Here is a 26,651-nt window from a genome sequence, read left to right on the forward strand (position 1 = left end):
TCGAGCCTGAGCGGCGCGCCGCGGCGTCGCATGCGTTAACCCCTCCCTTCCTACACCCCGAACACCGCACCGAGATCTGCTCCTGCGGCGCTTTTGCGTACCTGTTCGACCACCCGCTCCTCCAGTTCCGACAGATGCTCGCGCATCGCCGCGAGAGCCGCGTGCAGATCTCCCGCGTCGAGCGCTTCGATAATCTGCATATGCTCGTCCGCGGAGCAGGCCGAACCCTTCGACGGGTCGAACAACGCCTTGTATAACTCGGTCTTTGCGACGAGCTGCCCAACCAGACCGAGCAATTCCGTCCCGCCCGCCAGTTCGGTCAACAACACATGAAACTGGCCCGCGAGCCGCACGGATTCCTCGATGGTGCCGGCGTGTGACGCCTTCTCTTCGCTGCGCACATGGGCGCGCAGGCGACGTTTGTGGGCCACGCTCAAACTCCCGCACAAAGCTGCAACGATGCCCGCCTCGACAATCTGCCGGGCGCGATACACCTGACGAATGTCTTCCTCCGACGGCGACGGCACGAACGCGCCGCGATTCGCCTCGAGCACCAGCTTGCCCTCGAAACCCAGCCGCGCGAGCACCTTGCGCAACGCGCCGCGCGTGCAGCCGAACGCCGCGGCGAGATCGCGCTCGACCAGTTGCGCGCCCGGCCGCAGACGGCCTTGCAGCAATGCCGCGGTGATCGACGCATAAATGCGCTCTTCGACGCTGATCGAGTCGTCTTCAGGCGCGCTGCGGATGGGTGTGCCGGTGTTGGCTGACGGCGTACGCGAGGAACGGGAGGCCATGAGTTCAGTAGTGGAGAACGGAGCGATATCGCCCGGCATTGTAGCGACGAGGGGTAGCAGACGCCATCCGCGGGCGCTCGGACTTATACCGGGCATCAGGAAAATGGTTAACCATGCCATGATATTATGGTTAACCAAAATAGTCGCGCACGGTATTTTTCACCCTGTTCGCGCCTCGTCATCCGCCTTGCCGCCGCCGGTCGCGCAGCGCCCCGCAGCGTTCTCTTCCCGCTTGCAAGGTGTCGCCCACTCTCGCATTCAGGTCCCTTGTGAATTCGCACTCCAGCGCCAGCCCGACCCCAGCCCATGCCAACGACGCCTCCCACGCGCTCACGTGGCGAGACGCGCTATGGCTGGGCGCGATTGTCGTGATCGGCATCAATCTGCGGCCCCTGCTGACGTCGATCAGCCCGCTGATGACGACGATCCGCGATGCAACCGGGTTGAGCTTTTACGGCGCGTCGTTGTTGACCAGCCTGCCGGTCGTCGCGATGGGCATCGGCGCATTCGGCGCGGGCGCGCTAACCCGGTCGATCGGCGAAACGCGCGGCGTTGCGCTCGGTTTGCTGGCGATCGCGCTTGCTTGCGGCGCCCGCTGGTCGACCGCCGGTGGCGCGGCTCTCCTTACGACGGCAGCGCTCGCGGGCGTCGGTGTCGCGGCGATTCAGGCGCTGCTGCCCGCCGTCCTGAAGCAGCGTTTCCCTGCGCGCGTGCCGCTGGCGATGGGGGTTTTCTCCGCATCGATCATGGGCGGCGGCGGCCTCGGGGCACGCTTGAGTCCTTGGGTGAGCGCAGCGACGGGGTCGTGGCATGCGGGGCTCGCGGTATGGGCGATTCCCGCTCTCGTGGCGTTGCTGTGCTGGTTGGCTTTGAACCGCGGACCTTCGCACGGGCCGGCGGCACAGCGCGCTCCGGCAGACGCGATCGCTTTTTCGCTTTGGCGCAAGCGGCGCGCGTGGACGCTTGGTTTGTACTTCGGGATCGTCAACGGCGGTTATACGACGCTCGTCGCGTGGTTGCCCGCGTTCTATCAACAGCATGGCGCGAGTGTCGCGGAGAGCGGTTCGCTCCTTGCCGGCATGACGGTGTTTCAGGCCGCTGCGGCCTTACTGCTGCCTCTTGCTGCCGCACCATCCCGGGATCGGCGCCCCTGGTTGGTCCTCGGATTGTCGGCGCAACTGGTCGGCCTGCTTGGCTTGATCTTCTGGCCCGATGCCGCGCCGCTGGTGTGGGTCGCCATTGCCGGTGCCGGGCTGGGTGGCACGTTCTCGCTGACGCTCGTTACCGCTATGGATCATTCGGCACATCACAGTGTAGCCGGAAAGCTTGTCGCGTTTACGCAAGGTGTCGGCTTTGTCGTAGCGGCCATTACGCCCATTTTCGCTGGCATGGTCCGGGGCTGGACTGGCGGGTTCGGCGCCGCCTGGGTCATGCTGGCCGTTAGCGTTGCCGCCATGATCGTCGTGAGCGTCTTCTTTTCGCCCCGCAGTTACGTGAAGTGGCACTGATGCATTGGCTTGCTGAGTGCGTGTGCATCAACGGTCTTACACGGCCGGTAAATTATCTGACCGAAAAATAGAAAGGCCTGATTGTTTATATCAATTAGGCTATTTATTATCCTCACCAAGCTATTTATAGCGTCCAAACATAAGAACCTGACCGGCTGACAAACAGCCGCAGAAGGTCACGTACCACGCAGCCGTCACCAACGGTCATTAGTCAGGAATCTTAACTCGACCCGAAAAATAGCCTGTGCCGGCTGGCCAAAGGACGGCCTATGGATTTGGCACCGCTGATGACCGCCGTACGACTGCTTCATGAAAACAGGGGCAATCATTTCTGTATGTCGTACCGGGAATAAAACCGTGAATCAAAAGAAAGATGAGAGCGTGCGGAACGACTCTCGTAGAACAACGGCTTACGTTAGCGCGCTGTGGTCCAAAGGAGGTGCGCGCTATGCATTGAAAAACACTGCCTGTATTTCGCTTTCGCTGGCACTCGTGGCATGTGGCGGAAATGTCGGCGACGATATGACATCCGAACCAACACCGCCCCTGGAAAAGACAGCGGCATTAGCGGCGGCATCAAACACTGTTCCTCTGCAATTGTCCTTAAAGATGAACGCGAGCGGCCTGGCTTCGGATGCGTCCAACGACCGCTTCATTGTCAAATACAAAACCGGCACCGTTGAACGCGGTTCAGTCACCGCGGTCCAGTCAAGACTCGACCGGCTGACGAATGCCTTCCCTTCGAAAGCGCGTCATGTGCGCCGCATGGGCATCGGAGCTGATGTGGTTACAACGGAACGCAAGCTGAACGTCAAAGATGCCAAATCATTCATGCGCGCCATTGCGTCCGATCCTGATGTCGAATACGTAGAGCCCGACACGCCGATGTCCGTAACAATGGCGCCAAACGACCCAGAATACAGCAGGCAGTGGGGCCTAAGCTCGAACCAGAAACCCGGCGTCACCACTGCGGGCATACGGGCAGAGCCCGCCTGGGACATGGCTAACGGCTCCGGAACCGTGATCGCGATGGTCGACAACGGCGTGACCAGTCATAGCGATCTGAATGCCAATATCCTGCCCGGGTACGATTTCACCGCGAACAATCGCGGCGGCGACGGCACGAATCCGGGTATCACGAGAGAGACATGCGAAGTCGTGTGGCACGGCACTCACGTCGCGGGGATCATGGCCGCGCAGACGAACAACGGCATCGGTATAGCCGGCGTCGCGCCGGCGGCAAAGGTCGTCCCGGTCCGCGTCATGAATGCATGCGGAAGAGGCTTTACGTCAGATGTCGCCGACGGCGTGACGTGGGCCGCCGGTGGCAGCGTGTCGGGCGTTCCCAACAACGTCTACCCGGCGAAAGTCATTAACGTGAGCCTCGGTGGTGCGGGCTCCTGCGGGATGACGTTTCAGAACGCAATTGACTACGCGGCCAGTCGCGGTGCCGTTGTAGTTGCAGCAGTCGGCAACAATGGCAACAGCGCAACGAATTTCACGCCGTCGAACTGCCGGAACGTTATCAGCGTCGGCGGCAGCAATCGCCCCGGCTTGAAGTGGGTTCTTTCGAACTACGGGCAGACCGTTGATATCGCCGCGCCCGGCGACTCGATCTGGTCCACCTACAACAACGGAACCGCCGCGCCGGGCAGTGAAGGCTATACGTATCTTGACGGCACGTCGATGGCCGCGCCGATGGTGAGCGGCGTTATCGCACTTGCTCAGTCAGTCGCGCCCACACCCCTGACCTCCGCTGAAATGAGAGCGTTGCTGACACAGAATGTGCAAGCGTTTCCCAACGGCAAACCGGATCAACCGATCGGCTCAGGGATTCTTGATGCGAACGCGACTGTCATTGCCGCCCGGTCTGGAAAAATTCCAGCGGCAGCGGATTTCACATGCTGGGAAGCCACGACGATCATGCAGGTGACATGCAAGGACCTGTCCACCGCCAGGGGCGCGCCGATCAAGTCATGGGCCTGGAACTTCGGCACGGGCGCTCCTGATCTGGTGCGCACGCAATCTGTCACGCCCTATATGAACTTCGACTATCCGGGCACATATGAAATCACATTCACGGTGACGGATAGCACTGGGGCCATTAGCAAGCTGACGCGCCCGTTTCAGGTTATTCCGCCAATCCTTACGGACCTGAGTGCCGGTAGTCCGTTGACGATCTCAGCGAAAAACGGCGAGATGCAAAACTACGCTCTGGTTGTTCCCGCGGGCGTCAAGAGCCTGACGTTCACCCTGTCGCCAGAAACAGCCAGCCAGATCGCGACTCTGTATGTCAGAGTCGGTACGCCGTCCTCGCTCCATCCTGACTGTGAGTCGCTCATGGTGAGAGGCGGGATCGCCACCTGCACGATCACCAACCCGCCGGCCGGAACTTACTACGGCATATTGAGTGCCGGCTCAAAACTGAGCGGCGTTTCTCTTCTGGCCACCTACACGCAATAAATCGGCTAAGCCAGCGTTGCCCCCTGTGTCGCGGCTGCGAATCGCAGGGGCGTACTTCCGACAATCCACAGGCAAGCAATGAATCACGATGACGCAGACGTGAACGCTTTCGTCGCGCGCGCAGATGCCCATTTTTCCGCGCGACGTATGACCATGGCGATGATCGGTTACCGCAAGGTGCTCGCCGTGCGCCCGCACGACGCGCACGCGCTGCACCGTATGGGACTCGCCTGTGTTCATACGGATGAAATGGATCAGGCGCGCGCATACCTGGAACAGGCGTTGCAGGCAGCTCCTGAGCGGGCTGAATTGTGGGAACACGCAGGTCTGCTTGCCGCGTTGAAGGGTGACCATGCAGCGGCTGAAGCGTCCTATCGACGTGCGATCAGCCTGACTGGTGGTACCGCCAGTCTTCATCGGAACCTTGCCGACTGCCTGCGAGTGTCCGGCCGTCTTAACGAGGCAATGGTCCACTACGATAAGTCCGTTCAGATTGATTCGCGAGGACACCACGCCGTTCGCGCGCTTGCCCGAATTTGCACGGAGCTCGGGAAGGTCCAGGAAGCTGCTGACTACTGGCAACGAGCGTGGATGCTCGACCCGGCAAACCTGCAAGACGGACTCGACCTGATCGCGGCATTAGCTAAAGCCGGCCATAGTCGCCCGCTCAATGAAATGATCGAGCAGGTCAAAACCCGTATTGCCGACAATGCCGATTCGCTTAATTCATTAGCCTACGTGTTGAACACTAACGACCGCTTCAGCGAAGCGCTCAGCGTGGCCAGGCAGGGACTCGCCATCAATCCGCAACACCCGCTTCTGCATCACAACGCAGCAAGAGCACTCAGTATCACCGGCAACGTCGCCGAAAGCCGACCGCATAGTATCGAAGCAGCACGGCTTCTGCCGGATAACCCATACCTGCAGTTTCATCTCGCTGGCGTGCACCTGACCCTTGGTGAGTTCGAAGAAGGCTGGAAGAAGTACAGATGGTTTTACGAACTCCCCGGCACGGAACACGAGCGGATTCGCCCAGACTTCCCCGAGTGGCATGGCGAACCCGTCGCAGGGTGCCGGTTCCTGCTCGTCGGCGAACAGGGGCGCGGTGATGAAATCCAGTTCCTCAGATTCGCCGATTGGCTGAGTCGTCAGGGTGCAATGGTGGATGTGCTGGTCAGCCAGCCGATCGCGGGGCTGGCTGCGAGCATGGCAGCTGTGCGGACCGTGTTCACCACCCTGCCTCCCGGTCCATACGACTACTGGTGTCATATGCTAAGGATGCCGGAGCATATGAGCCTCGATTTACCCATGCTTCCGATTGCCATGCCCTACCTCGCGGCGACACCGGAAAAACTAAGTCATTGGCAGATTCAGATAGCAGCAGTTCCACAAGACACGACGCGCGCAAAAAACAAACGTGTCGGCATCGTTTGGGCCGGCAACCCGAACCACGTTCATGACCGTTACCGGTCGATTCGGCTCGATACGCTAAAGCCCCTACTTGGGCTTGCCGGGGTAACCTGGTATTCAGTGCAAAAAGGCGCCCGCGAGCGCGAAAGCGAGGGCCTGACGCATGAATACGACTTGCACACGCTCGGCCCTGCAATCCACGATTTCACGGACACCTTGGCGATATTGCAGACGCTCGATCTTCTGATTACCGTCGACACTTCCGTCGCGCATCTTGCCGGCGCGGCCGGGCTCCCCGTTTGGTTGCTCGCGCCGGCCTACCCGGAGTGGCGATGGCTGACCAACAGAACCGATAGCCCGTGGTATCCGTCAATGCGTCTATTCCGGCAGCAGAAACTGGGCGAGTGGGATCCCGTTGTCAAAGAAGTGCGAGCAGCGCTGCAACTGTGGCGTGACGCCCCGGCAGCCCACCTTTGCGCTCATTAAAACAATGTTCATACCTCGTGCGCCGCTTCGGTGCATGCCTTGCGCATGCCCCGTACGGGTGCAGGCCCTGCTGTCTAAACTATTTATAAGCCCATGATCGCGTTGCCTTCAGCGTAATCGTCCCGCACTGGCATACACGTTGCTTTATCGGTAGTCAGCCGTCGATAAACCACACCCCATGCTGCGTGTTCTCCTCGTAACCGATACCGACAAGCCGATAGGCGATCTGCGCGATGCCCTCGCACGACTCGGCTACGAGATGCTGGCCGGCACGGCGACGCCGCAAGCGCTGCATCGCGTGGTTCAGAGCGAGCGGCCCGACGTCATCATCATCGATACGGAATCGCCGTCGCGCGACACGCTTGAACAACTCGCGGTGATGAACGCCACCGCGCCACGTCCGGTGCTGATGTTCAGTCACGATGCGAATCAGCAATTGATCCGCGACGCGGTCGGCGCCGGAGTCACGGCCTATCTCGTCGAAGGGCTCGCCACGGAACGACTGGCGCCGATCCTCGAAGTCGCCCTCGCACGATTCGCACAGGAATCGGAGCTGCGCGAACGCCTCGCGCAAGTCGAAAACGAACTCGCCGAGCGCAAGCTGATCGATCGCGCCAAACGCCTGCTGATGGATCAACTGAAGATCACGGAACACGCCGCCTATGCCAACCTGCGCAAGCGCGCAATGAACCAGGGCGTCAAACTCGCCGAAGTCGCGCGCGCCGTCGTCGCGGCGGCCGACTCGCTCAAATGAAGCGCCGCACATGAACTCTCCCACCTCCCTCGCCCCATCGTCCGCGCCTGCGTCGCTCGAGAAAACCCATCTGCGGCTCGGTTTCGTTGCACTTGCCGATGTCGCACCGCTCGTCGCCGCGAAGCTGCTCGAATTCGGTCACGCTCATGGCTTGACACTGGAACTGTGCCGACAGCCGTCATGGGCCGCCGTGCGCGACAAACTGCTGTCGGGCGATCTCGATGCGGCGCATGCACTCTACGGTCTCGTCTACGGTGTGCAACTCGGCCTCGGTGGTCCGCAAACGGACATGGCCGTGCTGATGGTGCTCAATCGCAACGGCCAGGCCATCACGCTTTCGAATCGTCTCGCAGATGCTTTAGCCAAACACGGCACCCTCCCCAAGGCTTTGGCGACGCTCGAACGCAAGCCGGTGTTCGCACAGACCTTCCCCACCGGCACGCACGCCATGTGGCTGTACTACTGGCTCGCGTCGCAAGGCGTGCATCCGTTGCACGATATCGAGAGCGTGGCGATTCCGCCGCCGCAAATGGTCGCCGCGCTCGCGGAAGAAAGGCTCGATGGCTTCTGTGTCGGCGAGCCGTGGAATGCGATGGCTGAAGCGGAAGGCGTCGGCAGAACGGTCGCCTATACGAGTGAAGTGTGGCCCGATCATCCAGAGAAGGTGCTGGCGTGCCGGCGAGATTTTGTCAGCGCGAATCCGAACACGGCGCGAGCGCTGGTGCAGACCATGCTCGAAGCGTGCCGCTGGCTCGACGGCGCGGGGCATCGCGAGGAGATCGCACGCTGGCTCGCGCGGCCGGAATTTATCGGCATCGATGAAGCGTTGATCGCGGCGCGGCTCGGTAGCGAGATCGCGGCCTCAGCGCCGCGAGGTTTGCCCATGCGATTCTTTGATAATGGCACAGTGAACTATCCGCGAACAACCGACGGTGCGTGGTTTCTCACCCAGTTCGAACGTTGGGGCATGATTGACCCACGCGCGGATTACGCGGAAATCGCGGCGCACATCAATCAGACGGAGTTATATCGCGAGGCGGCAGCACGCGTCGGCATCGTGGTGCCGGGCGACGAGCGCTCTCAAGTGCTGATCGACGGTAAGGTGTGGGGTAGCGAAACGGAACCCACGGCCTACGCTCAGAGCTTCACGATCCGCGCGTAGCGATGCGGTTGCAACATGCTCGTCACGCGGACTTTAACGCCGGAAACAGCACGCTAACCACCAACCCACCACCGGACGCATCACTCAACGCAATCACCGCGCCATGCACGCGTGTGATCTCCCGCACGATCGATAAACCCAGCCCGCTGCCCTCGACCGCCTGCGTCGCTTCGCTGCGATAGAACCGCTCGAACACCGCATCGCGTTCACCGATGGAAATCCCCGGCCCGTTATCGATCACCTGCAGCAACGGTTGCTCAGCTTCGCATGCAACGCGTACGGTAATCACCGCCCCATCGCCCGAATAACGAATCGCGTTGTCGATCAGATTGCCGACCAGTTCCGCCAGCAGATCGGTCTGACCCATCACGTCGATACGCACGTCCTGTTCAAAGCCGAGATCGATACCACGCGAGCGCGCCACCGGCGACCAGTCGAGCGTGACGCTGCGCGCCACTTTATGCAGCGGCACAGCGGCATGCTTGATCGTATAACCGCTGTCCGCATCGAGCCGCGAGAGCGACAGCAATTGCTGCACGATACGCACCGCCTGCTGCACCGCGCGATTCAGCCGTCGCAAATGCACGCCTTGCCGAGCATTGCCGTTCGAGGGCTCATCGCCACCGTCGATATCGCGCAACGCCAGCTCCGACTCCGCCTGAATGATCGCAAGCGGCGTCTTTAACTGATGCGCCGCGTCGTTAAAGAATCGCCGGCGCGATAACTGCATCAACTGCGTGCGGCCGATGTACTGATTGATCGAATCGACCAGCGGCGCGACTTCACTCGGCAGGCCCACCGTATCGAGCGGCGTAGGATCGTCCTCGGCACGCGCGGCGACTTTCGCCGACAGGCGGTTCAGCGGCCGCAAGCCGCGCGCCACCCCCAGCCACACAATGCCGAGCGCGAGCACCACCAGCAGGAATTCCTGTTGCAGTGAGCCAATCAGAATCTCGCGCGCCAATGCCTGGCGCTGCTCGATCGTTTCGCCGACCCGCACCAGCACCACACGCGTCTGCGCTGACGGCACATCATGGACTGGCAATCTCAGCATCGCGATGCGTAACGGCCGTCCGCGAAACACGTCGTCGTAAAACTGCACACTGTAGGGCTCGGCAAGCGCCTTCGTGCCTGAGGGCAGATCCGGATAGCCGGTCACCACCCGGCCGCCCTCCTCGCGGATCTGATAGTAGATGTTGCCGCCGCCGTTGGATTCGAACATCTCCAGCGCGAGATACGGCAAGTCGACTTCGATCTGGCCGTCGCGCAAACGGATACCGTCGCGTATCGAACGCAGCGAAAACTCCAACGTGCGATCGAAAGCCGCATGCGCCGCGTTCATTGCGCGCTGATACGTGAGCCATGCATCGAAGGCGAGCAGCAGAAGCAGCGGCAGCAACAACCAGAGCGCGACGCGAACGCGCAGATTCGGCCGCGTCATGCGTCTTTCGCTTCCAGCAGATAGCCAAGCCCGCGCAGCGTCACGATGCCGACCGAACTGCGTTCGAGTTTCTTGCGCAGACGATGCACGTAGATTTCGATGGCATCGGCATTCACCGATTCATCGAGCCCAAAGATTTTCTCGGAGAGCGTGTCCTTATTGATCGCGCGACCGTTACGCAGAATCAGCACCTCGAGCACCGAACGTTCGCGCGGGGTCAAGGCGAGCGGCTCGCCATTGAGCGTGAAGCCGCGGTCGACGCTGTCATAAAGCAGCGTGCCGCATTGCGCATGCAGCGGTTCCTGGCCGTGACTGCGGCGCAGCAGCGCCCGGGCACGCGCCTCGAGTTCGGTAAGCGCAAAGGGCTTGGCGAGGTAATCGTCGGCGCCGAGATCGAGTCCGCGCACGCGCTCTTCCACCGAACCATGCGCAGTCAGCATCAATACCGGCACCGCGTTGCGCCGCGCGCGCAAACGACGCAGCACTTCGAGGCCGTCGAGCTTCGGCAAACCGATATCGAGAATCACCAGCGCGTAGTCCTGTGTGCGCAAAACATGGTCGGCGGATTCGCCGTCGTGCATGCAGTCAACCGTGAGTTTCGCGCTGGTCAGCGCATCGGTTAGCGAGCGGGAAAGGATCGGATTGTCTTCGACGAGCAGCACACGCATAAACAGAATCCCAGGGAAATCCATGAGGCGAATTCGACCATTGTGACGCATTTTCCTCGAAAACTGAAAGCATTCAGAAAGCACGCGTCTCTTACCATTCGCCTACACAAAACAAACACAATGTTTTCTGGAGGAAGACGTGCAAATCTCTTTGAAGTATCTCGCCGTAGCCGTTGTATTCGCCGCAAACTCAGCATGGGCGGCCTTTCCGGCCGGTTATCCCAGCGATTACCAGACCACCGTCGACGGGGCAAAGAAGGAAGGCAAGCTGATCGTGTATTCGGTCACGGACACGGCCCTCGTGCGCCCGCTCATCAAGGATTTTGAAAGCTTGTATGGCGTCAAGGTCGAATACAACGACATGAACAGCACCGAGCTGTACAACCGCTACATCAGCGAAAACGCGGCCAGCAGCACGAGCGCCGACGTGCTGTGGAGCTCGGCGATGGACCTGCAGGTCAAGCTCGTCAACGACGGTCTGATGGCGAGTTACGAATCGCCCGAAGCGAAGCAGTTGCCTCAATGGGCGCAGTACCAGAAGCAGGCGTACGGCACCACGTATGAGCCGCTGGCGATCGTCTACAACAAGCGCTTGCTGGCCGCAGGGGAAGTGCCGCAAACCCGCGCCGATCTGATCAAGCTGCTGCAAAGCAAACCGGATCAATTCAAGGGCAAGGTCACCACGTACGACATCGAAAAATCCGGCGTCGGCTTCAACTATCTGACGCAAGACGCGCGCGTCAATCCTCAAGTCACGTGGGACCTCGTGAAAGCAATGGGCGCCACCGGCCCGAAACTGCAATCGAGTACCGGCGCGATGATGGAGCGCATTTCTTCGGGTGAAAACCTGATCGGCTACAACATTCTCGGCTCCTACGCGCTCACCAAAGCGAAGAAGGACCCGTCGATCGGCTACGTCTACCCGAAGGACTACACGCTGGTGGTGAGCCGCCTCGTGACGATTTCGAAGAAGGCGCAAAGCCCGAACGCCGCAAAGCTGTGGGTCGATTACCTGCTGTCGCAACGCGGCCAGACCTTGCTCGCGAACCAGGCGAGCCTGTTCTCGATTCGCGCGGACGTCGACGGCGAAACGTCGATGGCGGGTCTCACGAAACAACTCGGCGACTCGCTCAAGCCGATCCCGATCGGCTCCGGCCTGCTGGTTTATCTCGACCAGTCCAAGCGGCTTGAATTCCTCAAGCAATGGCAACAGTCGATCAAGCGCTAAGCCTCGGCTGACCTGACGGCGTCCACGCTGAAACGCGCGGACGCCGCGCCTTCCTTCACTACCTGTCGATATGCGGCTTTCACGCTGCAGGGGGACACTCATGCTTTCCACTAGCGCAACCGGACACCGCGATGCCCCACCTCTCGCGGCCGACGGCGGCACGATAGGCGCGCTGCCGCGCGGCGGTCTGCAGCCGTTTGCGGGGCTGCTGCGCTGGCTCGTCATCGCGGTGCTGACCGTCGCGGTGGCGCTGCCGCTCGGCTTCATTCTGTTCCAGAGCGTGCTGAACGCGCCGTTCTTCGACGCCAAACGCACGCTCGGTCTTGCCGGCTTCGAATTCATTTTCAGCGACCCCGACTTCTGGTCCGCGCTGAAGAACTCTTTCGTCATCGCGGCAGGGATGCTGTTCATCTCGATCCCACTCGGCGGCATTCTCGCGTTCCTGATGGTGCGCACCGACCTGCCGTGCCGCCGCTGGCTCGAACCGCTGCTGCTCACCCCCGTATTCGTTTCGCCGATGGTGCTCGCATTCGGCTATGTGGTCGCGGCCGGTCCGGTCGGCTTCTATTCGGTCTGGTGGAAGGCACTGTTCGGCACCGCCGAAGCGCCATGGAGCGTGTACTCGATTCTCGCGATTACGATCATCGTCGGCCTCACGCATGTGCCGCACGTGTACCTGTATTCGTCGGCGGCGCTGCGCAATCTCGGCTCGGACGTCGAAGAAGCGGCGCGTGTCGCCGGTGCGCGACCGTTCCGTGTCGCGCTCGACGTCAGCCTGCCGATGACGCTGCCAGCATTGTTATTCGCCGGCGTGCTGGTGTTCTTCCTCGGCTTCGAAGTGTTTGGTCTGCCGCTCGTACTCGGCGACCCCGAAGGTCACCTCGTACTGGCGACGTATCTGTACAAGCTCACCAACAAGCTCGGCGTGCCTTCGTATCACCTGATGGCCGCGGTCGCCGTGTGCATCGTCGCAATCACGTTCCCGCTCGTGCTGCTGCAACGACGCCTGCTGAAGAGCGCGAACCGCTTCGTCACGGTCAAGGGTAAGGCGGGACGTCAAACCGTACTGCCGCTCGGCGCATGGCGCTGGGTTGCGCTGGCGATCGTCGCGCTGTGGCTGCTGCTCACGGTGTTCGTGCCGCTCTCCGGCATCACGCTGCGCGCGTTCGTCACCAACTGGGGCGAAGGCGTGAATCTCGCCGAAGTGCTGACGCTCGCCAACTTCACCGAGTTGTTCGAACAGGACAACCTGGTCCGCGCGATTCTCAATACGCTCGGCATCGGCGTGCTCGGTGGCGCGCTCGCAGTGGGTTTCTATTCGCTGGTCGCCTTTGCCGGTCATCGCCGCAACGACTGGGCCACGCGCCTGCTCGACTACCTCGTTCTGCTGCCGCGTGCGGTGCCCGGCCTGCTCGCCGGTCTCGCCTTCCTGTGGATTTTCCTCTTCGTGCCCGGCCTGAAGGAACTGAAGAACTCCATGTGGAGCATCTGGATCGCGTACACGGTCGTGTGGCTCGCGTACGGCATGCGCCTGATTCAAAGCGCGTTGCTGCAGGTCGGCCCCGAACTCGAAGAAGCGGGACGCAGCGTCGGCGGCACCCGCGCGCGCGTCAGTCTCGACGTGACGCTGCCGCTCGTGCGTTTCGGTCTGCTCGCGGCATGGCTGCTGATCTTCATGATCTTCGAGCGCGAATACTCGACCGCCGTCTATCTGCTCTCGCCCGGCACGGAAGTGATCGGCGCGCTACTGGTGTCGCTGTGGGCGACCGGCGCGGTCGATCAGGTCGCGGCGCTTTCTGTCATCAACATCGCGATGGTCGGCGTCGGACTCGGCGTCGCCCTGCGCTTCGGAGTGAAATTGCATGGATAAGCTCTCGGTCGACAACCTGTTTCTCAGCTATGGCGACAACCCGATTCTAAAGGGCGTGTCGTTCGAACTGAACCCCGGCGAAGTGGTATGCCTGCTGGGCGCATCGGGCAGCGGCAAGACCACCCTGCTGCGCGCAGTCGCGGGACTCGAACAACCGTCTTCGGGCCGTATCGAACTGGACGGCAAGGTGTTTTTCGACGGTGCGTCCAAAGTCGATCTGCCAGTCGAACAACGTTCGCTTGGGTTGGTGTTTCAGTCGTATGCGCTGTGGCCGCATCGCACGGTGGCGGACAACGTGGGCTATGGATTGAAGTTGCGACGCGTATCGAGCGCTGAGCAAAAAAAGCGTGTGCAGTCTGCGCTCGACCAGCTCGGCCTCGGCCATCTCGCCGCGCGTTATCCGTATCAACTTTCCGGTGGCCAGCAACAGCGTGTGGCGATTGCGCGGGCGCTGGTCTACAACCCACCCGTCATTCTGCTCGACGAACCGCTGTCGAATCTCGACGCCAAGCTGCGCGAAGAAGCGCGCGCATGGTTGCGCGAACTGATCGTATCGCTCGGCCTGTCCGCCTTGTGCGTCACGCACGACCAGACCGAAGCGATGGCGATGTCCGACCGCATCCTGCTTCTGCGCAACGGCCGCATCGAACAGGAAGGCACGCCCGCTGAACTGTATGGCGCGCCCCGCTCGCTCTATACCGCCGAATTCATGGGCAGCAATAACCGGATCGACGCGCGCGTTGCCGCGGTCGACGGTGAACGCGTGACGCTGGCCGGCGACGGCTGGCAATTGCAAGCCCAGGCGCGCGAAGCGCTTACCACCGGGCAAAACGCGCAGGCCGTGATTCGCCTCGAGCGCGTGCAGGTCACCGATGGCCCAGGCGCAAACCGCCTCGAGGCCGACCTCATCACGTCGATGTATCTCGGCGATCGTTGGGAATACCTGTTCCATTGCGGCGATCTGCGCCTACGCGCCTTCGGCCATGTGCCGCGCGCCGCCGGCCGTCACTGGATCGAATTCCCGGCCAACGACTGCTGGGCCTTCGCACAGGCGGGCTGAAGCGAGTTAAAACGTGCTGATGGACCCAGCCACACCGTATCCCCAACCGAAGTGAATAAACCAAGCACAGGAGACTGTTGATGAAGTGGAGCATGACAAAGGCGACCCTCGGCGTGACGTGCGCCGGCCTCGCTGGATTTGCAGCAACGGCGCATGCGCAATCGAGCGTGACCTTGTACGGGATCGTCGATGCGGGCGTCGAATACGTGAATCATGCGAGCAAGGACGGCGGCGCTGCGCGTCTTGTCTCGGGCGGCAAGAACACCTCGCGCTGGGGCCTGCGTGGCGTCGAAGACCTCGGTGGCGGACTGAAGGCGGTCTTCCAGTTGGAGAGCGGCATCAACGTCGCGAACGGCCAGTTCGACGACGGTCCCGGCGCGATCTTCGACCGCCGCGCCACAATCGGCCTGAAAAACCGCTTCGGGCAAATCACGCTCGGCCGCAATTTCACGACCACCTACGACTACATGCTGCAGTTCGACCCGATGGGTTACGCGCCGAACTATTCGTGGGCGACGTCATCCACTGCTACCGGTGGTCGTAAGGACGGCTTGTTCTCGCGCTCGGCCAACGCCGTGCGCTATGACGGCACGTACGCCGGCTTCAAGTTCGGCGCCATGTACGGCTTCGGCAACGTGCCGGGCAGCATGAAGTCGAGCTCCAAGTACGACTTCGGTCTCGGCTACGAGAACGGTCCGTTTGCCGTCGTCGCCACCTTCGACCGGCAGAACGGCGCGAACGACAGCGTGACGCCCGCGGATACCACCAACTACATTCAAGGCATCCACGCGGGCTTGAGCTACGACTTCGGCACGGTGAAGGCCATGGCCGGTTATCGCAACTATCGGCGCACCTTCCACACCGCCGCGCCGACCTTGCGCAGCGATATGTACTGGGTCGGCGGCCAATACGATGTGACGCCGTTCTTCTCGCTGTTTGCCGCGGTCTACCATCAGGACATCAAGGACGCGAGCGACGCCGATCCGACGCTGTTCTCGCTGCGCGCGCAATACGCATTGTCGAAGCGGACGGTGCTGTATATGGCGGGCGGTTACGCGATGGCCAAGCATGACAACGCGGTCAGTCTGTCGCGTGACCTGACTGGCGCGGCGGATACGCAAGCGGGTGTGACGGCGGGGATTCAGCACCGGTTCTGACGCATCATGAACGGATAACGCATAGAGGCGTGCAGGCATCCAAAGCGGAGCGAGGCGCGGCGAAGGTCAATCCTTCGCCGCGCCTCGCTCGTTTGCTTTTAGATGGATTCGGGCAGTCCATTCGCCTAGAATGGATCAGACAAACGGAGCACTCGCCGACAGGAGCCATGCCATGTCCCAGGTAAGCCGTGATACCCGTAAGACGCCTCGCCACGGCCTGCTGTGGTTCATTGCATTGTGGCTGCTTGGCGTCGGCGGGACGGCACTGCTCGTGCTTCCGTTTCATCTCCTGGTCGCTGCAGCAATGCATCACTAGCATCGGCATGGTCGCCGGCGCTTCTGCGTCCGTCCTTGCGCAATTCAAGAATGTTCAAGCGTTGGTGGCAACTGTCCAAGTTGCCGGAACACCGATAGCCAGTCTTCAAGATGCCACGTCTTCGCGATTAAATTTCCACGCATCTGATGGAAAGAGTGAATCGCGAAGCTGATGTGTTTGGAACTGGCAGCAATGCCCAGTAGCGTCCCGGTTTGCGTGCCCGTGATCTCTGCGCGAACGCCCACCCGGTCTCCATGAATCAACACGTCGAGAATGGTGATTTTCATATCCGGCAGTGCTGTGGCGATGTTCGCGAATATTTGAACCATCTGGTCAGGTCCCGGCGCCGCCCCAGCGGGCTCAGGAATATATTCCCAATCGGGCGTAACGACCTTTCGTAACAACACGACGCTTTTCTGCTCGAAGGCGCGATAGAGCCCTTCAATCGCTTCACGAGTGGTAGCTTCGTCGGTAGATACGGCCATGTCCGGTTACTCCTGAAGAATGCACACGGTCAGGCAAGCGGTTTGCGAAACACACTCCCGCCGTAACCGAGCACGATATTGTCGACTTCAAACGGTGACGCCTCCTGCGCCTCGAGGATGAATGCCACGTGGCCCGGGGTCAGTTTGCCGGATATCGATGCGACCAGGTCGTCGTCGAACGTCGCCTTGATCGCATGCTCAGCCAGTCCACCGCTCGCCCCTATCGTGAAGCCAAGTAGCGCCCCTGCCGGTCCACCAAGCATCCCAATCAAACCGCCCGTCAGCGCACCGATCACTGTGCCCCAAAACGGCCGGGTTTGCTTGTCGAGCAGGATCAGCTTACCTGTGGCGTCCTTTTGAACCAGCACGCCGCTCTCGATTTTGAAACCAAGGTCTTTTTCCTCAAAATTCCGGAAATCCCGACCGGCTCTTTCGGCGACGTCCACACTGTCGAAAACCGCGACGATCAACTGTTGTGCCATTTGATAGCTCCTTGACTCGGCTACGTTGTCTATCAAAGATAGTGATTTTCGCATCGCGTGCCATTTGTTTATTTCCGATTCATGGTATCGGTCGAGGTGGGCTTTGACCTCGGCGCGCGCTCTGCCGAGGATTTCCGGCGTGCAATGGTTTAGCATCGTCACAATCAGTTGTACCCGCATGGGTATCTGGCGTTGGGTCTGACTTAGGAGATTCAGTTCGAATGGCGGCAGCTCGAATTCCGGCAGGATTCGGACCAGCTTGCCCTCCGCAAGCGCATCGACGCATGCCGGCTCTTCCAGCACCCCGATGCCGGCGCCCGAAACGATCATTTCATACATGGGTCGCCAATGACTGGTCTTGATCGCAGTACGGATCGGCGCGCTCTCCACAATGTTCGCCATGTGCCTGAGCGGCAACTGATCCGTGCCGAACATGCCCTGAACCCGAATAAACGGATGCTTGACCAGTTCAGACGGCTCGGTGATCGGACCGTGCTGGCTGAGATAGCCTGGCGCGGCAACGAGAACCCGCCCAACCTGCCCCAACTGACGGGCAATGAACGCCCCTTCGCCAAGTTGTCCAAGACGAAACGAAATATCGACGCCCTCCGTCACCAGGTCGACGATCCGGTCGTTCAGGACCAGCTCCAGGTCCAGTTGCGGATAGGCTGCGCGCACCAGCGTCAACGCTTCCGGCACGACCGTCTCGCCAAAACAATGAGGCGCCGCGATACGAATCGTTCCCTTGAGACCCTGCTCGTCGCTCGACACTTCAGCGACCGCCTGTTCCACGGCGTGCAGAATCCTCTTGCTACAGTTGTAGAAGGTGACGCCTTCGGGCGTGCGATTGAAAGCGCGTGCGCTACGGCGCAGGAGCCGGCAGCCAAGGTACTTCTCCAGCCGCTCGATGCGTTCGCTCGCGGCCGGCTGTCCGATATTGAGGTCCCGCGCCGCGCCGGAGATACTCCCACGCTCAACCACCCTGACGTAGATGCGCATGGCTTCGAGCAGATTCACCGCACCCCACCTCCATTCGCAATGCGAATTATCTGGCGCAGCCTTTCTTGCTGCGATAGACAGCCTTGAACGGATGGTAACGATATGACAGGAGAATAAAAGACCGCCAGTCCGATATGAAGTATCGAATGAGAAGCAGAGATTTACGACAAAACCATGTCGAACTTTATCAGCGCATGATCTCGCCTGACGCCGCTTGATACGTTGCCCGCCGGCAAACATGCAAAACACAATCGGGTCGCCCGTCTGGCTTCGGAATGCCGCATTCGGACTCATCCAGATCCTTTGCCCTGTTTCCATAATGTGCCTGGGCGGTATAACATCTCTGGACGCATAGTTGAACATCGACAATGTCACGTATATCTGCGCACCTCCTGATGACGAAGCAACGCTTAATGTGTACTTGCGGCGGCTGCGGCAGCACACATGCCTCAATCATCCGGACGAAAAATTTGCGCGAGCCTTAGACAGATGATCGCGAAGGCGGAAAGACATTCGCTCCATTCCCGGAATCAATAACGGTTCATCAATATTCAATCCGATGCCCAAAGACACCCCAGAATCGCAAGCCGTCTGTAATGACATCACACGTAGCGCGATCTTCATCGTCGCGACCCTCGCGCCCGGCCAGGAGCCCGCTGAACAGGTGCGTGCGTGGTGCGGGGACGTTGCCGCCCTGGTGCGCTCGGTCGGCAAGCGCGTCCCCTCCGGCAACCTGTCATGCGTGGTCGGCTTCGGCTCCGACGTGTGGGACACGTTGTTCGGCGCCCCGCGCCCGGCGAGTTTGCATCCGTTCCGCGAATTCGGCGCCGGCGAACGCCGCGCCGTGAGTACGCCGGGGGATATCCTGCTGCACATCCGCGCGGATCAGATGGATCTCTGCTTCGAGCTCGCCACGCAGCTGACAGGAAGGCTCGGTACGGCGGTCTCGGTCATCGAGGAAGTACACGGTTTTCGCAACTTCGATCTGCGCAGCATGGTGGGCTTTGTTGACGGCACCGAGAATCCGCAGGGTCGCGAGGCTGTCGATTTCACCCGCATCGGTGACGAGGACCCGGAGTTCGAGGCCGGCAGTTATGTCATCGTGCAGAAGTATCTGCACGACATGACCGGCTGGAATTCGCTTTCCGTCGAGACTCAGGAGCGCATTATCGGCCGTACGAAACTGGCCGACATTGAGCTCGATGCAGCGGTCAAACCGACGTGTTCGCACAGCTCGCTCACCACGATCACCGAGAACGGCGAGGAAGTGAAAATCCTCCGCGACAACATGCCATTCGGCCGCCCCGGCATGGGCGAATTCGGCACCTACTTTATCGGTTACGCGCGTTCGCCCGAGCCTATCGAGCAGATGATGGAAAACATGTTCGTCGGGCGGCCGCCGGGCAACTACGACCGGCTGCTCGACTACAGCCGCGCGGTCACGGGCAACCTCTTCTTCATCCCGTCGGCCACCTTGCTCGAAGCGCTCGCAGATCGCGATCCGCAAGCGGCCGCCGCCGTTGTCGAGCAACCGCTCGAATCAACTTCATCCGCCGAGTCGCGTCACGACGGCTCGCTGAACATTGGCTCTCTCAAGGGAATCTCTCAACATGAATAATCTGCATCGCGAGCTTGCCCCCATCTCCCGTGCCGCCTGGTCGCAGCTCGAAGACGAAGTGGCGCGCACGTTCAAGCGCAGCGTCGCCGGCCGTCGTGTGGTCGATGTCAAGGGTCCTGGCGGAACCGAACTGTCTGGCGTCGGCACAGGGCATCAGATCGCAATCGCCGCGCCGCAGCAGGGCGTCGTAGCGAAGCTGGCTGAGGTAAAGAGCCTCGTGCAATTGACCGTGCCGTTCGAGCTGCAGCGCGAAGCAATCGACAGCGTCGTGCGCGGCGCGAAAGACGCCGACTGGCAGCCCGCGAAGGAAGCAGCCAAGCAGCTCGCCTATGCCGAAGATCGCGCGATTTTCGATGGATATAAGGCTGCGGGCATTGGCGGGCTTCGCGAAGGCTCGTCGAATCCGTCGCTCGCGCTGCCGGCCGACGTCAGCGATTATCCGAACACGATCAGCAACGCGCTCGAAGAGCTGCGGCTTGCCGGTGTCGACGGACCCTATTCCGTGCTGCTCGGCGCCGATGCATATACGGCGCTCGGCGAGGCGCGCGATCAGGGTTATCCGGTGATCGAGCACATCAAGCGGATCGTGAATGGCGACATCATCTGGGCGCCCGCGCTTGCCGGCGGCAGCGTGCTATCCACGCGTGGCGGCGACTTCGAGTTGCATCTTGGCGAAGAGCTGTCTATCGGATACGTGAGCCATACCGATACCGTAGTGCGCCTCTATCTGTGCGAGACGCTGACATTCCTGATGCTGACGAGCGAAGCGTCGGTGTCGTTGACGCAGGCAGAGTAAGCACCTTCCGATTCCTGCTATCGGTTGCCGGGGGTTGCCAGATATCCCGGCCTCAGCCATCGTTGCACGTTCAGGCCCGCAACGATGGTGTTAGAAGTGCGGACACATCATCGTCGGGAACTACTTCCAGGCGACTCGTTACTTCGCCGTAGTCGACGTGCGCCCTCTCGAGGATTTCCGACGTGCACTTTCTCAACATCGTCACCATCATCCGTACCCGTGGCGGCACCGGACGTTGCGCCTGAATCAGTACATTCAGATCGAAAGGCAGCACCTCGAATTCCGGCAGAAGGCGCACGAGCCTGCCCTCTGCAAGCGCATCGACGCATGCCGGTTCTTCCAGCACCCCGATGCCGACGCCGGACAGAATCATTTCATACATGGGCCGCCAATGACTGGTCTTGATTGCGGTACGGATCGGCGCGCTCTCCACGACGGTCGCCATGTGCCTGAGCGGCAACTGATCGGTGCCGAACATGCCCTGGACCCGAATGAACGGATGCTTGACCAGTTCAGACGGTTCGGTGATCGGACCGTGCTGGCTGAGATATCCTGGCGCGGCAACGAGAACCCGCCCGACCTGCCCCAACTGACGGGCAATGAACGCCCCTTCCCCAAGTTGCCCAAGACGAAACGAAATATCGACGCCTTCGGTCACGAGGTCGACGATCCGGTCGTTCAGGACCAGCTCCAGGTCCAGTTGCGGATAAGCTGCGCGCACGAGGGTCAACGCTTCCGGCACGACCGTCTCGCCAAAGCAATGAGGCGCCGCGATACGAATCGTTCCCTTGAGATCCTGCGCGTCGTTCGACACTTCAGCGACCGCCTGCTCCACGGCGAGCAGAATCGCTTTGCTACGCTCGTAGAAGGTGACGCCTTCGGGCGTGCAATTGAAAGCGCGTGCGCTACGGAGCAGGAGCCGGCAGCCGAGGTATTTCTCCAGCCGCTCGATACGTTCGCTCGTGGCCGGCTGCCCGATATTGAGGTCCCGTGCCGCGCCGGAAATACTCTCGCGCTCAACCACCCTGACGTAAATCCGCATGGCTTCTAGCAGATTCATAGTGCCCAACCTCCCTTTGTACCGATCTCGCATGATTCGAACCAGTTTTTACGCATCGGAGGGCCCCTGCGAGGCGGCTTGGCAATGCGTATTCGATGGAGAACAGGTTAAGGCTGGGTCATCAGTCGCTGAGTGCACACATCGGGCCGACTCGGGTCAGTACAGTTCTGCTACGCTCCTTGCACCGGGCGGCGGCATGGCGAGGCGAGCGCATGCAGGCCGGTGGAGAGGCCGATACAACGTGCCGCTGCGGAACGCTAAGGGAATCGTCCGATGAATCTCTACGAGAAGCTGGCAGATGACATCGAGAAGCTGATCCGGCAAGGCGTGTACGGGCATGGCGAACGCCTTCCATCGGTACGGCAGACCAGCCAGCAGCACCGGCTCAGCGTGACGACCGTCATCCGCGCCTATTTGCTGCTCGAAAGTCGTGGTTTGTTGACGGCAAGGCCTCAGTCGGGCTATTTCGTCAACTTCCGGGGCGACGGGGGCGAACGGAAAACACTCGAACTCCGGCCATCGAAGCCAATTCCGATTTCGTCGCCGGTCGACGTGAGCCGGCTGGTGCTGTCCACCTTGCGCTCGATCGGTGTCGACGATGCCGTGCCGCTCGGTTCGCCCTACCCCGACCCTGGCCTCTTTCCCTTCGAAAGGATCAATCGCTACGCCTACGACGCGGGACGCGGCAAGACGCGCTGGGGCGTGACCGACGCGCTGCCGCCCGGCAATGCGGCGCTTGTGCGGCAGATCGCGCGACGCTACCTCGAGAACGGCATGGCCGTCGATCCGAACGAGATCATCATCACGGTCGGCGCAACTGAGGCGATCAATCTGTGCCTGCAAGCGGTCGCGAAGCCCGGCGACGTGATCGCGGTCGAGTCACCGACGTTCTACGCGATGCTCCATGCGATCGAACGGATGGGCATGAAAGCGATCGAGGTGTCGACGCATCCGGAGCATGGCATCGATATTGAAGCGCTCGCCGCGATCGTGGAGTCGCAGACCATCACGGCCTGCATGGTCATGCCGAACTTCCAGAATCCGCTGGGTTTTCTGATGCCCGACGAACGCAAGCGCGAACTCGTGGAATTCCTGACGAAGCGGGACATTCCGGTCATCGAGAATGGTGTCTACAACGAGCTTCACTATGACAGCACGCATCCCAGCACGTTGAAGTCCTTCGACACGAAGGGGCTGGTGCTGCACTGCGGGTCGTTCTCGAAGACCCTCACGGCAGCCTATCGGATTGGTTGGGCGCTGCCGGGCCGATATCGCGATCAGGTGGAGAAACTCAAGTTCCTGAATACGCTGACGTCTCCGTCGATTCCGCAAATGGCGATTGCGGAATTCCTTGAACGCGACGGCTATGAGCATCATCTGCGCAGGGTGCGCAGAGCGTATGCGCAGCAGGCCAATCTGATGAAGGCGACCGTCTCGCGTTTCTTTCCTGAAGGCACCCGCATGTCCAACCCCGCGGGCGGATATGTGCTGTGGATCGAGCTGCCGCCAAAGGTCGACGCGATGCGGCTCTATAACCTCGCGCTCGAGCAAGGTATCACCATCGGACCGGGCTACATGTTCTCGGTCTCGGAGACGACCTATCGGAACTTCATCCGCCTCAATTACAGCAGCCCCTGGTCAAGCGAGATCGAGCAGGCGGTGATTACTGTGGGCAAGCTCGTCGCGATGTGCGCCAGGTAGCGGCTCGATTGGGATCTTGAAGGCAGCAGCCTCAGCCACCCGTCACTGGCGGAAAGAACGCGATTTCGCTGTCCTCGCGCACGACAAAGGTGTCGGCGACCATCTCGTGATTGACGGCTGTGCGCAGCGGCCGGCCCACGCGCAGTGCCTCGGCCATCCGCTCGTCTCTCGACGCGAGCCTGACCCGCAAGGAGTCAACGGGGAGTTCGGGCGCGTCTATGTGCACAATCTCCTGCGAGATGCCGAGTTGTTCACGAACGCTAGCGAAATATCTGATGGTGAGTTTCATTGATATGTTCCTGTTGCCGGCGCGATGTGGGCGCACGTTTTGAGCGAATCGCGCATCAACCCCACCGTAGCATCGCCTGTTCGTCGTGCGTCTTGGCTTCGACCCATGTGACTTCGCCGTCACGGCGGATTTCCTTCTTCCACAGCGGTGCATGGGCCTTCAGGAAGTCCATCAGGAATTCACACGCGTCGAATGCTGCCCTGCGATGCGGCGCGGCCACCACGACGAGCACCACCGCCTCGCCAAGCGCGACGCGGCCCACCCGATGCACGATCTTCACCGCCTCCAGGTGCCATCGTGCGATGGCCTCTTCAACGATGCTGCTGAACGACTGCTCCGTCATCCCCGGATAGTGCTCGAGCTCGAGTGCGACCACGTCGTCGAAATCGCCGCAATGACGTACCACGCCGAGGAAGTTCACGATCGCGCCAACGTTGGGATTGCGCGTGACCGGCATGATTTCCGACTGGATGTCGATCGGCTGAAGCTGGACCCGCACTTCGAAGCCCGACGCGATCGTGGCCTGGACAAGCGCAGGATCGTTTGCACGCTTGCCGACATTCGCCACGTCAAGCTGTGCGCGATCGCTGGGCGACGGTGTTGTCATGGCAGAACTCCGGTCTGTGCCTGCTTCGCAAGGACTCGTCAGGCCTCAACCGCCGACCAGCGACATGCGGACGGTGGGATAGGCTTTCCCCGATCCTGGCCGACGCGGCGTCGAGCGAAGCTCGGAGTAGCGATCGTCGCGCTGGGTCCACCGGCTGCGGACGACCCCAGCCAGTTGCTCAACTGAAGCGGCCTCAGTGAGCCAGGGCTTGAGGTCCGTGCCATGCGTGGCGAAAAGACATGAATAAAGTTGACCGTCGGCCGATACACGAGCGCGCGAACACGACCCGCAGAATGGCTGCGATACGCTCGCGATGAAGCCGACTTCGCCTGTGCCGTCGGCATGGCGATAGTTGACGGCGGTGCCCGTCTGTTCACGAACGACGACGGGGACCAGCGGAAACGCTGATTCGACGATGTCACGCGTCTCGCGCGCCGTGATCACCTTCGTGTTCGACCAGCCGCCCGCGCCGCCAACGTCCATAAATTCGATGAAGCGCACGGCCACGCCGGTGCCCCTGAACTGCCGCACGAGCGGGAGGATCTGGCTGTCGTTGACGCCTCGCTCGATCACGGCGTTGACCTTGACCGGGTCGAGTCCCACCGCGCGCGCGGCCTCGATCCCATCCAGGATCCGCGACACGGGCATGTCGACGTCACTCATCCGGCGGAATATGGCATCGTCCACCGCGTCGAGACTCACCGTCACGCGACCGAGGCCGGCGTCACGCAACGAACGCGCCTTTGCGGCAAGCAGGGAGCCGTTTGTCGTCAGCGCGAGCTCCAGCGGTTTGCCGCCAGGTGTGGTCAGTTTCGCGAGTTGTTCGATCAGGGATTCGAGTCCACGCCGCAGGAGCGGCTCGCCGCCCGTGATGCGGATTTTCTCCACCCCGAGCAGTGCGAACGCTTTCGCGAGCTTGACCATCTGTTCAAACGACAGGCGTTCCGAAGACGGCAGGAACCGGTAGTCTGCGCCGAAGGTCTCCCGCGGCATGCAGTACGTACAGCGGAAATTGCATTGATCGATAACGGACAGGCGTAAATCCCGCAGTGGACGATCAAGCGTATCGAGCGTAGTCGTGACGGCACCGGCGGATATGCCATGGGGAGATGCAGTGTCGGCGAATATGGGCTGGTGGACGATGTTCACGATCTATCCGAAGGTGGGCGGCGGCATGTGGCGTTGGCGGCAGTCGATCTGTCTGACCGGGACGACCGCCGGTTCGCCAATGTCCTGTTGGCAGGATAGTGCGTCGGGCTCGCCCTCGGGACGCACAGTCTGTGCCGAATTTCAGGAGTACAGTTCGCGCGCCGTATCATGAGCGACGGCGAAGCTGGTGCACGTCCTGTCGGGCAGACTGACCGAACGCGTCGAAGAACGCCCCCTAAGTCAACTGGTACGCACGCACCGGTACGACCTCCTCAGGAAGTTCGCAGCCGCAAAGCTCGAGAATCGAACGCTCGATGTTGCGGGTCATGGCATCAAGCGCCAGCGCATTCGGCGCGACGGTAAAAGGCTCGGCGACTTCGCTAGCAATCGCTTCGAGCGCAATGAGCGTATAGGAAATGAAAACACAAAGAAGCGGCGTGAAGAACTCCGTCGAATCGACCAGACCGAACGGCAACAAAACGCAATAGGCGTAGACGGTGCGGTGCAGCAACACACTGTAGGCAAACGGGATGGGCGTCGATGCGATCCGTTCACACCCTCCCACCGTCTTTCCCAATTCGTTGATCTGCGCGTCCAGCATCCAGAGCTGGGTATCCGACATCAAGGCCCGCACTTGCAGATCGGCAAAGTCGCGACGAAGCTCATTGAGCAGCGCGGTCGGTTTGTAGCAGGTGTGCTGCAATGCCTCTGTGCGCGTGCGTCCGAGAAAGCGAACGAGATCGGAAGTCGGGTCGGTCCCGCGCAGTTGATGCTTCAACGCGTACACACTCGCAATCAGCGTATGAGCCATTTGAACGTGGTGATCGCTCCGCGGCACGTAACACAGCATCTGCGAAGTCAGCGCCCGCGCCGAGATCAGGATGCTGCCCCAAAGATGGCGCGCCTCATTGAAGCGCTCGTAACTTGCGTTGTTGCGGAACGCCAGGAAGATCGCAAGCGCCAGGCCGAACAATGTGAACGGCGCCGTATTAAGTGGGATTTTCTCGCCGAAAATGCGCCCTTGCGTCACGACAGCAAGACTGCTGACCGCGGCCATAAAAACCAACTGCGGAATAATCGACTGCAACACGGAACCGTTCCAGACAAACAGCAGCCGGAACCAGTTCTGCCCTGGCCTCACAATCATA

The 26,651-nt window shown here is 61.0% G+C and carries 23 protein-coding genes and 1 pseudogene; 13 read left to right on the plus strand and 11 right to left on the minus strand.

The window, feature by feature from the left end; translation table 11 throughout:
• Window positions 1–50: 50 nt before the first annotated feature.
• Window positions 51–794: a GntR family transcriptional regulator gene (locus tag M0D66_RS12270; protein WP_200653680.1), complete on the minus strand. Its 744-nt coding sequence runs from the start codon at window positions 792–794 to the stop codon at window positions 51–53.
• A 269-nt stretch (window positions 795–1,063) separates the two neighbouring features.
• Here M0D66_RS12270 and M0D66_RS12275 point away from each other — a divergent pair, with 269 nt between their 5' ends.
• The 5 genes from M0D66_RS12275 to M0D66_RS12295 all read left to right on the plus strand — a co-directional run bounded on the left by M0D66_RS12275 (window position 1,064) and on the right by M0D66_RS12295 (window position 8,577).
• Window positions 1,064–2,302, plus strand: coding sequence for a cyanate transporter (locus tag M0D66_RS12275; RefSeq protein WP_211706952.1), 1,239 nt, complete (start codon window positions 1,064–1,066; stop codon window positions 2,300–2,302).
• 309 nt (window positions 2,303–2,611) lie between these two features.
• Window positions 2,612–4,765 (plus strand): S8 family serine peptidase, encoded by a 2,154-nt coding sequence (locus tag M0D66_RS12280; protein WP_211706953.1) that lies wholly within the window; start codon window positions 2,612–2,614, stop codon window positions 4,763–4,765.
• A 78-nt stretch (window positions 4,766–4,843) separates the two neighbouring features.
• A complete protein-coding gene (locus M0D66_RS12285; protein WP_211706954.1) occupies window positions 4,844–6,661 on the plus strand; it encodes a tetratricopeptide repeat protein in 1,818 nt (605 codons plus the stop codon).
• A gap of 178 nt (window positions 6,662–6,839) precedes the next feature.
• Window positions 6,840–7,415 (plus strand): ANTAR domain-containing response regulator, encoded by a 576-nt coding sequence (locus M0D66_RS12290; RefSeq protein ID WP_054036012.1) that lies wholly within the window; start codon window positions 6,840–6,842, stop codon window positions 7,413–7,415.
• 10 nt (window positions 7,416–7,425) lie between these two features.
• Window positions 7,426–8,577, plus strand: a complete 1,152-nt coding sequence (locus tag M0D66_RS12295; protein WP_211706955.1) for a CmpA/NrtA family ABC transporter substrate-binding protein — start codon at window positions 7,426–7,428, stop codon at window positions 8,575–8,577.
• A 22-nt stretch (window positions 8,578–8,599) separates the two neighbouring features.
• On the opposite strand, the gene M0D66_RS12300 is transcribed toward M0D66_RS12295, so the two are convergent.
• Together M0D66_RS12300 and M0D66_RS12305 are read right to left on the minus strand one after the other, a co-directional pair.
• Window positions 8,600–10,018, minus strand: coding sequence for a sensor histidine kinase (locus tag M0D66_RS12300; protein ID WP_211706956.1), 1,419 nt, complete (start codon window positions 10,016–10,018; stop codon window positions 8,600–8,602).
• The gene (locus tag M0D66_RS12305; RefSeq protein ID WP_093635997.1) at window positions 10,015–10,686 is read right to left on the minus strand and encodes a response regulator; all 672 of its coding nucleotides are present in this window, start codon (window positions 10,684–10,686) and stop codon (window positions 10,015–10,017) included. The genes M0D66_RS12300 and M0D66_RS12305 overlap by 4 nt, the downstream gene beginning before the upstream one ends.
• A gap of 139 nt (window positions 10,687–10,825) precedes the next feature.
• Here M0D66_RS12305 and M0D66_RS12310 point away from each other — a divergent pair, with 139 nt between their 5' ends.
• The 5 genes from M0D66_RS12310 to M0D66_RS12330 all read left to right on the plus strand — a co-directional run bounded on the left by M0D66_RS12310 (window position 10,826) and on the right by M0D66_RS12330 (window position 16,317).
• Window positions 10,826–11,914 carry an ABC transporter substrate-binding protein gene (locus M0D66_RS12310; protein ID WP_211706957.1) on the plus strand — a complete coding sequence of 363 codons (1,089 nt, stop codon included), beginning with the start codon at window positions 10,826–10,828 and terminating at the stop codon, window positions 11,912–11,914.
• A 100-nt stretch (window positions 11,915–12,014) separates the two neighbouring features.
• The gene (locus M0D66_RS12315) at window positions 12,015–13,784 is read left to right on the plus strand and encodes an iron ABC transporter permease (RefSeq protein ID WP_211706958.1); all 1,770 of its coding nucleotides are present in this window, start codon (window positions 12,015–12,017) and stop codon (window positions 13,782–13,784) included.
• Window positions 13,777–14,844 (plus strand): ABC transporter ATP-binding protein, encoded by a 1,068-nt coding sequence (locus M0D66_RS12320; protein ID WP_093636003.1) that lies wholly within the window; start codon window positions 13,777–13,779, stop codon window positions 14,842–14,844. The genes M0D66_RS12315 and M0D66_RS12320 overlap by 8 nt, the downstream gene beginning before the upstream one ends.
• Before the next feature lie 80 nt (window positions 14,845–14,924).
• Window positions 14,925–16,001, plus strand: a complete 1,077-nt coding sequence (locus M0D66_RS12325; RefSeq protein WP_093636005.1) for a porin — start codon at window positions 14,925–14,927, stop codon at window positions 15,999–16,001.
• Window positions 16,002–16,173: 172 nt separating this feature from the next.
• Window positions 16,174–16,317, plus strand: coding sequence for a hypothetical protein (locus M0D66_RS12330; protein WP_167378415.1), 144 nt, complete (start codon window positions 16,174–16,176; stop codon window positions 16,315–16,317).
• Between the two features lie 44 nt (window positions 16,318–16,361).
• Here the strand turns inward: M0D66_RS12330 and M0D66_RS12335 are convergent, their stop codons facing one another.
• The 3 genes and pseudogenes from M0D66_RS12335 to M0D66_RS12345 all read right to left on the minus strand — a co-directional run.
• Complete coding sequence (locus tag M0D66_RS12335) at window positions 16,362–16,802, minus strand: ester cyclase (protein ID WP_093636007.1); 441 nt, start codon at window positions 16,800–16,802, stop codon at window positions 16,362–16,364.
• Between the two features lie 29 nt (window positions 16,803–16,831).
• On the minus strand, window positions 16,832–17,338 hold the full coding sequence (locus M0D66_RS12340) for a DUF1269 domain-containing protein (protein WP_307857195.1): 507 nt from the start codon (window positions 17,336–17,338) through the stop codon (window positions 16,832–16,834).
• Between the two features lie 72 nt (window positions 17,339–17,410).
• A pseudogene (locus M0D66_RS12345) lies at window positions 17,411–18,301 on the minus strand (LysR family transcriptional regulator); the annotation flags it as partial.
• Between the two features lie 541 nt (window positions 18,302–18,842).
• Between M0D66_RS12345 and M0D66_RS12350 the strand changes: the two are divergent.
• Window positions 18,843–19,901 (plus strand): Dyp-type peroxidase, encoded by a 1,059-nt coding sequence (locus M0D66_RS12350; protein ID WP_211700725.1) that lies wholly within the window; start codon window positions 18,843–18,845, stop codon window positions 19,899–19,901.
• The gene (locus M0D66_RS12355) at window positions 19,894–20,697 is read left to right on the plus strand and encodes a family 1 encapsulin nanocompartment shell protein (RefSeq protein WP_093636012.1); all 804 of its coding nucleotides are present in this window, start codon (window positions 19,894–19,896) and stop codon (window positions 20,695–20,697) included. Before M0D66_RS12350 ends, M0D66_RS12355 begins: the two co-directional genes overlap by 8 nt.
• 70 nt (window positions 20,698–20,767) lie before the next feature.
• Here M0D66_RS12355 and M0D66_RS12360 read toward each other — a convergent pair whose 3' ends face one another.
• Entirely contained in the window at window positions 20,768–21,757 is a 990-nt protein-coding gene (locus M0D66_RS12360; protein ID WP_211706959.1) for a LysR family transcriptional regulator, read from the minus strand.
• A gap of 273 nt (window positions 21,758–22,030) precedes the next feature.
• On the opposite strand from M0D66_RS12360, the gene M0D66_RS12365 reads away from it, so the two are divergent.
• Window positions 22,031–23,458: a PLP-dependent aminotransferase family protein gene (locus M0D66_RS12365; protein ID WP_093636169.1), complete on the plus strand. Its 1,428-nt coding sequence runs from the start codon at window positions 22,031–22,033 to the stop codon at window positions 23,456–23,458.
• A 31-nt stretch (window positions 23,459–23,489) separates the two neighbouring features.
• On the opposite strand, the gene M0D66_RS12370 is transcribed toward M0D66_RS12365, so the two are convergent.
• The 4 genes from M0D66_RS12370 to M0D66_RS12385 form a co-directional block, all read right to left on the minus strand.
• Window positions 23,490–23,747 carry a MoaD/ThiS family protein gene (locus M0D66_RS12370; RefSeq protein ID WP_211706960.1) on the minus strand — a complete coding sequence of 86 codons (258 nt, stop codon included), beginning with the start codon at window positions 23,745–23,747 and terminating at the stop codon, window positions 23,490–23,492.
• Between the two features lie 55 nt (window positions 23,748–23,802).
• Complete coding sequence (locus M0D66_RS12375; RefSeq protein WP_211706961.1) at window positions 23,803–24,354, minus strand: molybdenum cofactor biosynthesis protein MoaE; 552 nt, start codon at window positions 24,352–24,354, stop codon at window positions 23,803–23,805.
• Between the two features lie 45 nt (window positions 24,355–24,399).
• A complete protein-coding gene (gene moaA, locus M0D66_RS12380) occupies window positions 24,400–25,482 on the minus strand; it encodes a GTP 3',8-cyclase MoaA (protein WP_244869790.1) in 1,083 nt (360 codons plus the stop codon).
• A 256-nt stretch (window positions 25,483–25,738) separates the two neighbouring features.
• The gene (locus M0D66_RS12385) at window positions 25,739–26,650 is read right to left on the minus strand and encodes a bestrophin family protein (RefSeq protein ID WP_054036000.1); all 912 of its coding nucleotides are present in this window, start codon (window positions 26,648–26,650) and stop codon (window positions 25,739–25,741) included.
• Window position 26,651: the final 1 nt, after the last annotated feature.

It is taken from the genome of Paraburkholderia sp. SECH2, assembly GCF_030464795.1.
GTDB classification, from domain to species: Bacteria; Pseudomonadota; Gammaproteobacteria; order Burkholderiales; family Burkholderiaceae; genus Paraburkholderia; species Paraburkholderia aspalathi.

What these genes read in the sequence shown, in the direction of transcription:
- M0D66_RS12270 (WP_200653680.1), bottom strand. Translation starts at nt 794, where the DNA reads ATGGCCTCCCGTTCCTCGCGTACGCCGTCAGCCAACACCGGCACACCC.
- M0D66_RS12280 (WP_211706953.1), top strand. Translation starts at nt 2,612, where the DNA reads ATGAAAACAGGGGCAATCATTTCTGTATGTCGTACCGGGAATAAAACC.
- M0D66_RS12285 (WP_211706954.1), top strand. Translation starts at nt 4,844, where the DNA reads ATGAATCACGATGACGCAGACGTGAACGCTTTCGTCGCGCGCGCAGAT.
- M0D66_RS12290 (WP_054036012.1), top strand. Translation starts at nt 6,840, where the DNA reads ATGCTGCGTGTTCTCCTCGTAACCGATACCGACAAGCCGATAGGCGAT.
- M0D66_RS12295 (WP_211706955.1), top strand. Translation starts at nt 7,426, where the DNA reads ATGAACTCTCCCACCTCCCTCGCCCCATCGTCCGCGCCTGCGTCGCTC.
- M0D66_RS12300 (WP_211706956.1), bottom strand. Translation starts at nt 10,018, where the DNA reads ATGACGCGGCCGAATCTGCGCGTTCGCGTCGCGCTCTGGTTGTTGCTG.
- M0D66_RS12305 (WP_093635997.1), bottom strand. Translation starts at nt 10,686, where the DNA reads ATGCGTGTGCTGCTCGTCGAAGACAATCCGATCCTTTCCCGCTCGCTA.
- M0D66_RS12315 (WP_211706958.1), top strand. Translation starts at nt 12,015, where the DNA reads ATGCTTTCCACTAGCGCAACCGGACACCGCGATGCCCCACCTCTCGCG.
- M0D66_RS12320 (WP_093636003.1), top strand. Translation starts at nt 13,777, where the DNA reads ATGGATAAGCTCTCGGTCGACAACCTGTTTCTCAGCTATGGCGACAAC.
- M0D66_RS12325 (WP_093636005.1), top strand. Translation starts at nt 14,925, where the DNA reads ATGAAGTGGAGCATGACAAAGGCGACCCTCGGCGTGACGTGCGCCGGC.
- M0D66_RS12330 (WP_167378415.1), top strand. Translation starts at nt 16,174, where the DNA reads ATGTCCCAGGTAAGCCGTGATACCCGTAAGACGCCTCGCCACGGCCTG.
- M0D66_RS12335 (WP_093636007.1), bottom strand. Translation starts at nt 16,802, where the DNA reads ATGGCCGTATCTACCGACGAAGCTACCACTCGTGAAGCGATTGAAGGG.
- M0D66_RS12340 (WP_307857195.1), bottom strand. Translation starts at nt 17,338, where the DNA reads ATGCGAAAATCACTATCTTTGATAGACAACGTAGCCGAGTCAAGGAGC.
- M0D66_RS12350 (WP_211700725.1), top strand. Translation starts at nt 18,843, where the DNA reads ATGCCCAAAGACACCCCAGAATCGCAAGCCGTCTGTAATGACATCACA.
- M0D66_RS12355 (WP_093636012.1), top strand. Translation starts at nt 19,894, where the DNA reads ATGAATAATCTGCATCGCGAGCTTGCCCCCATCTCCCGTGCCGCCTGG.
- M0D66_RS12360 (WP_211706959.1), bottom strand. Translation starts at nt 21,757, where the DNA reads ATGAATCTGCTAGAAGCCATGCGGATTTACGTCAGGGTGGTTGAGCGC.
- M0D66_RS12365 (WP_093636169.1), top strand. Translation starts at nt 22,031, where the DNA reads ATGAATCTCTACGAGAAGCTGGCAGATGACATCGAGAAGCTGATCCGG.
- M0D66_RS12370 (WP_211706960.1), bottom strand. Translation starts at nt 23,747, where the DNA reads ATGAAACTCACCATCAGATATTTCGCTAGCGTTCGTGAACAACTCGGC.
- M0D66_RS12375 (WP_211706961.1), bottom strand. Translation starts at nt 24,354, where the DNA reads ATGACAACACCGTCGCCCAGCGATCGCGCACAGCTTGACGTGGCGAAT.
- M0D66_RS12385 (WP_054036000.1), bottom strand. Translation starts at nt 26,650, where the DNA reads ATGATTGTGAGGCCAGGGCAGAACTGGTTCCGGCTGCTGTTTGTCTGG.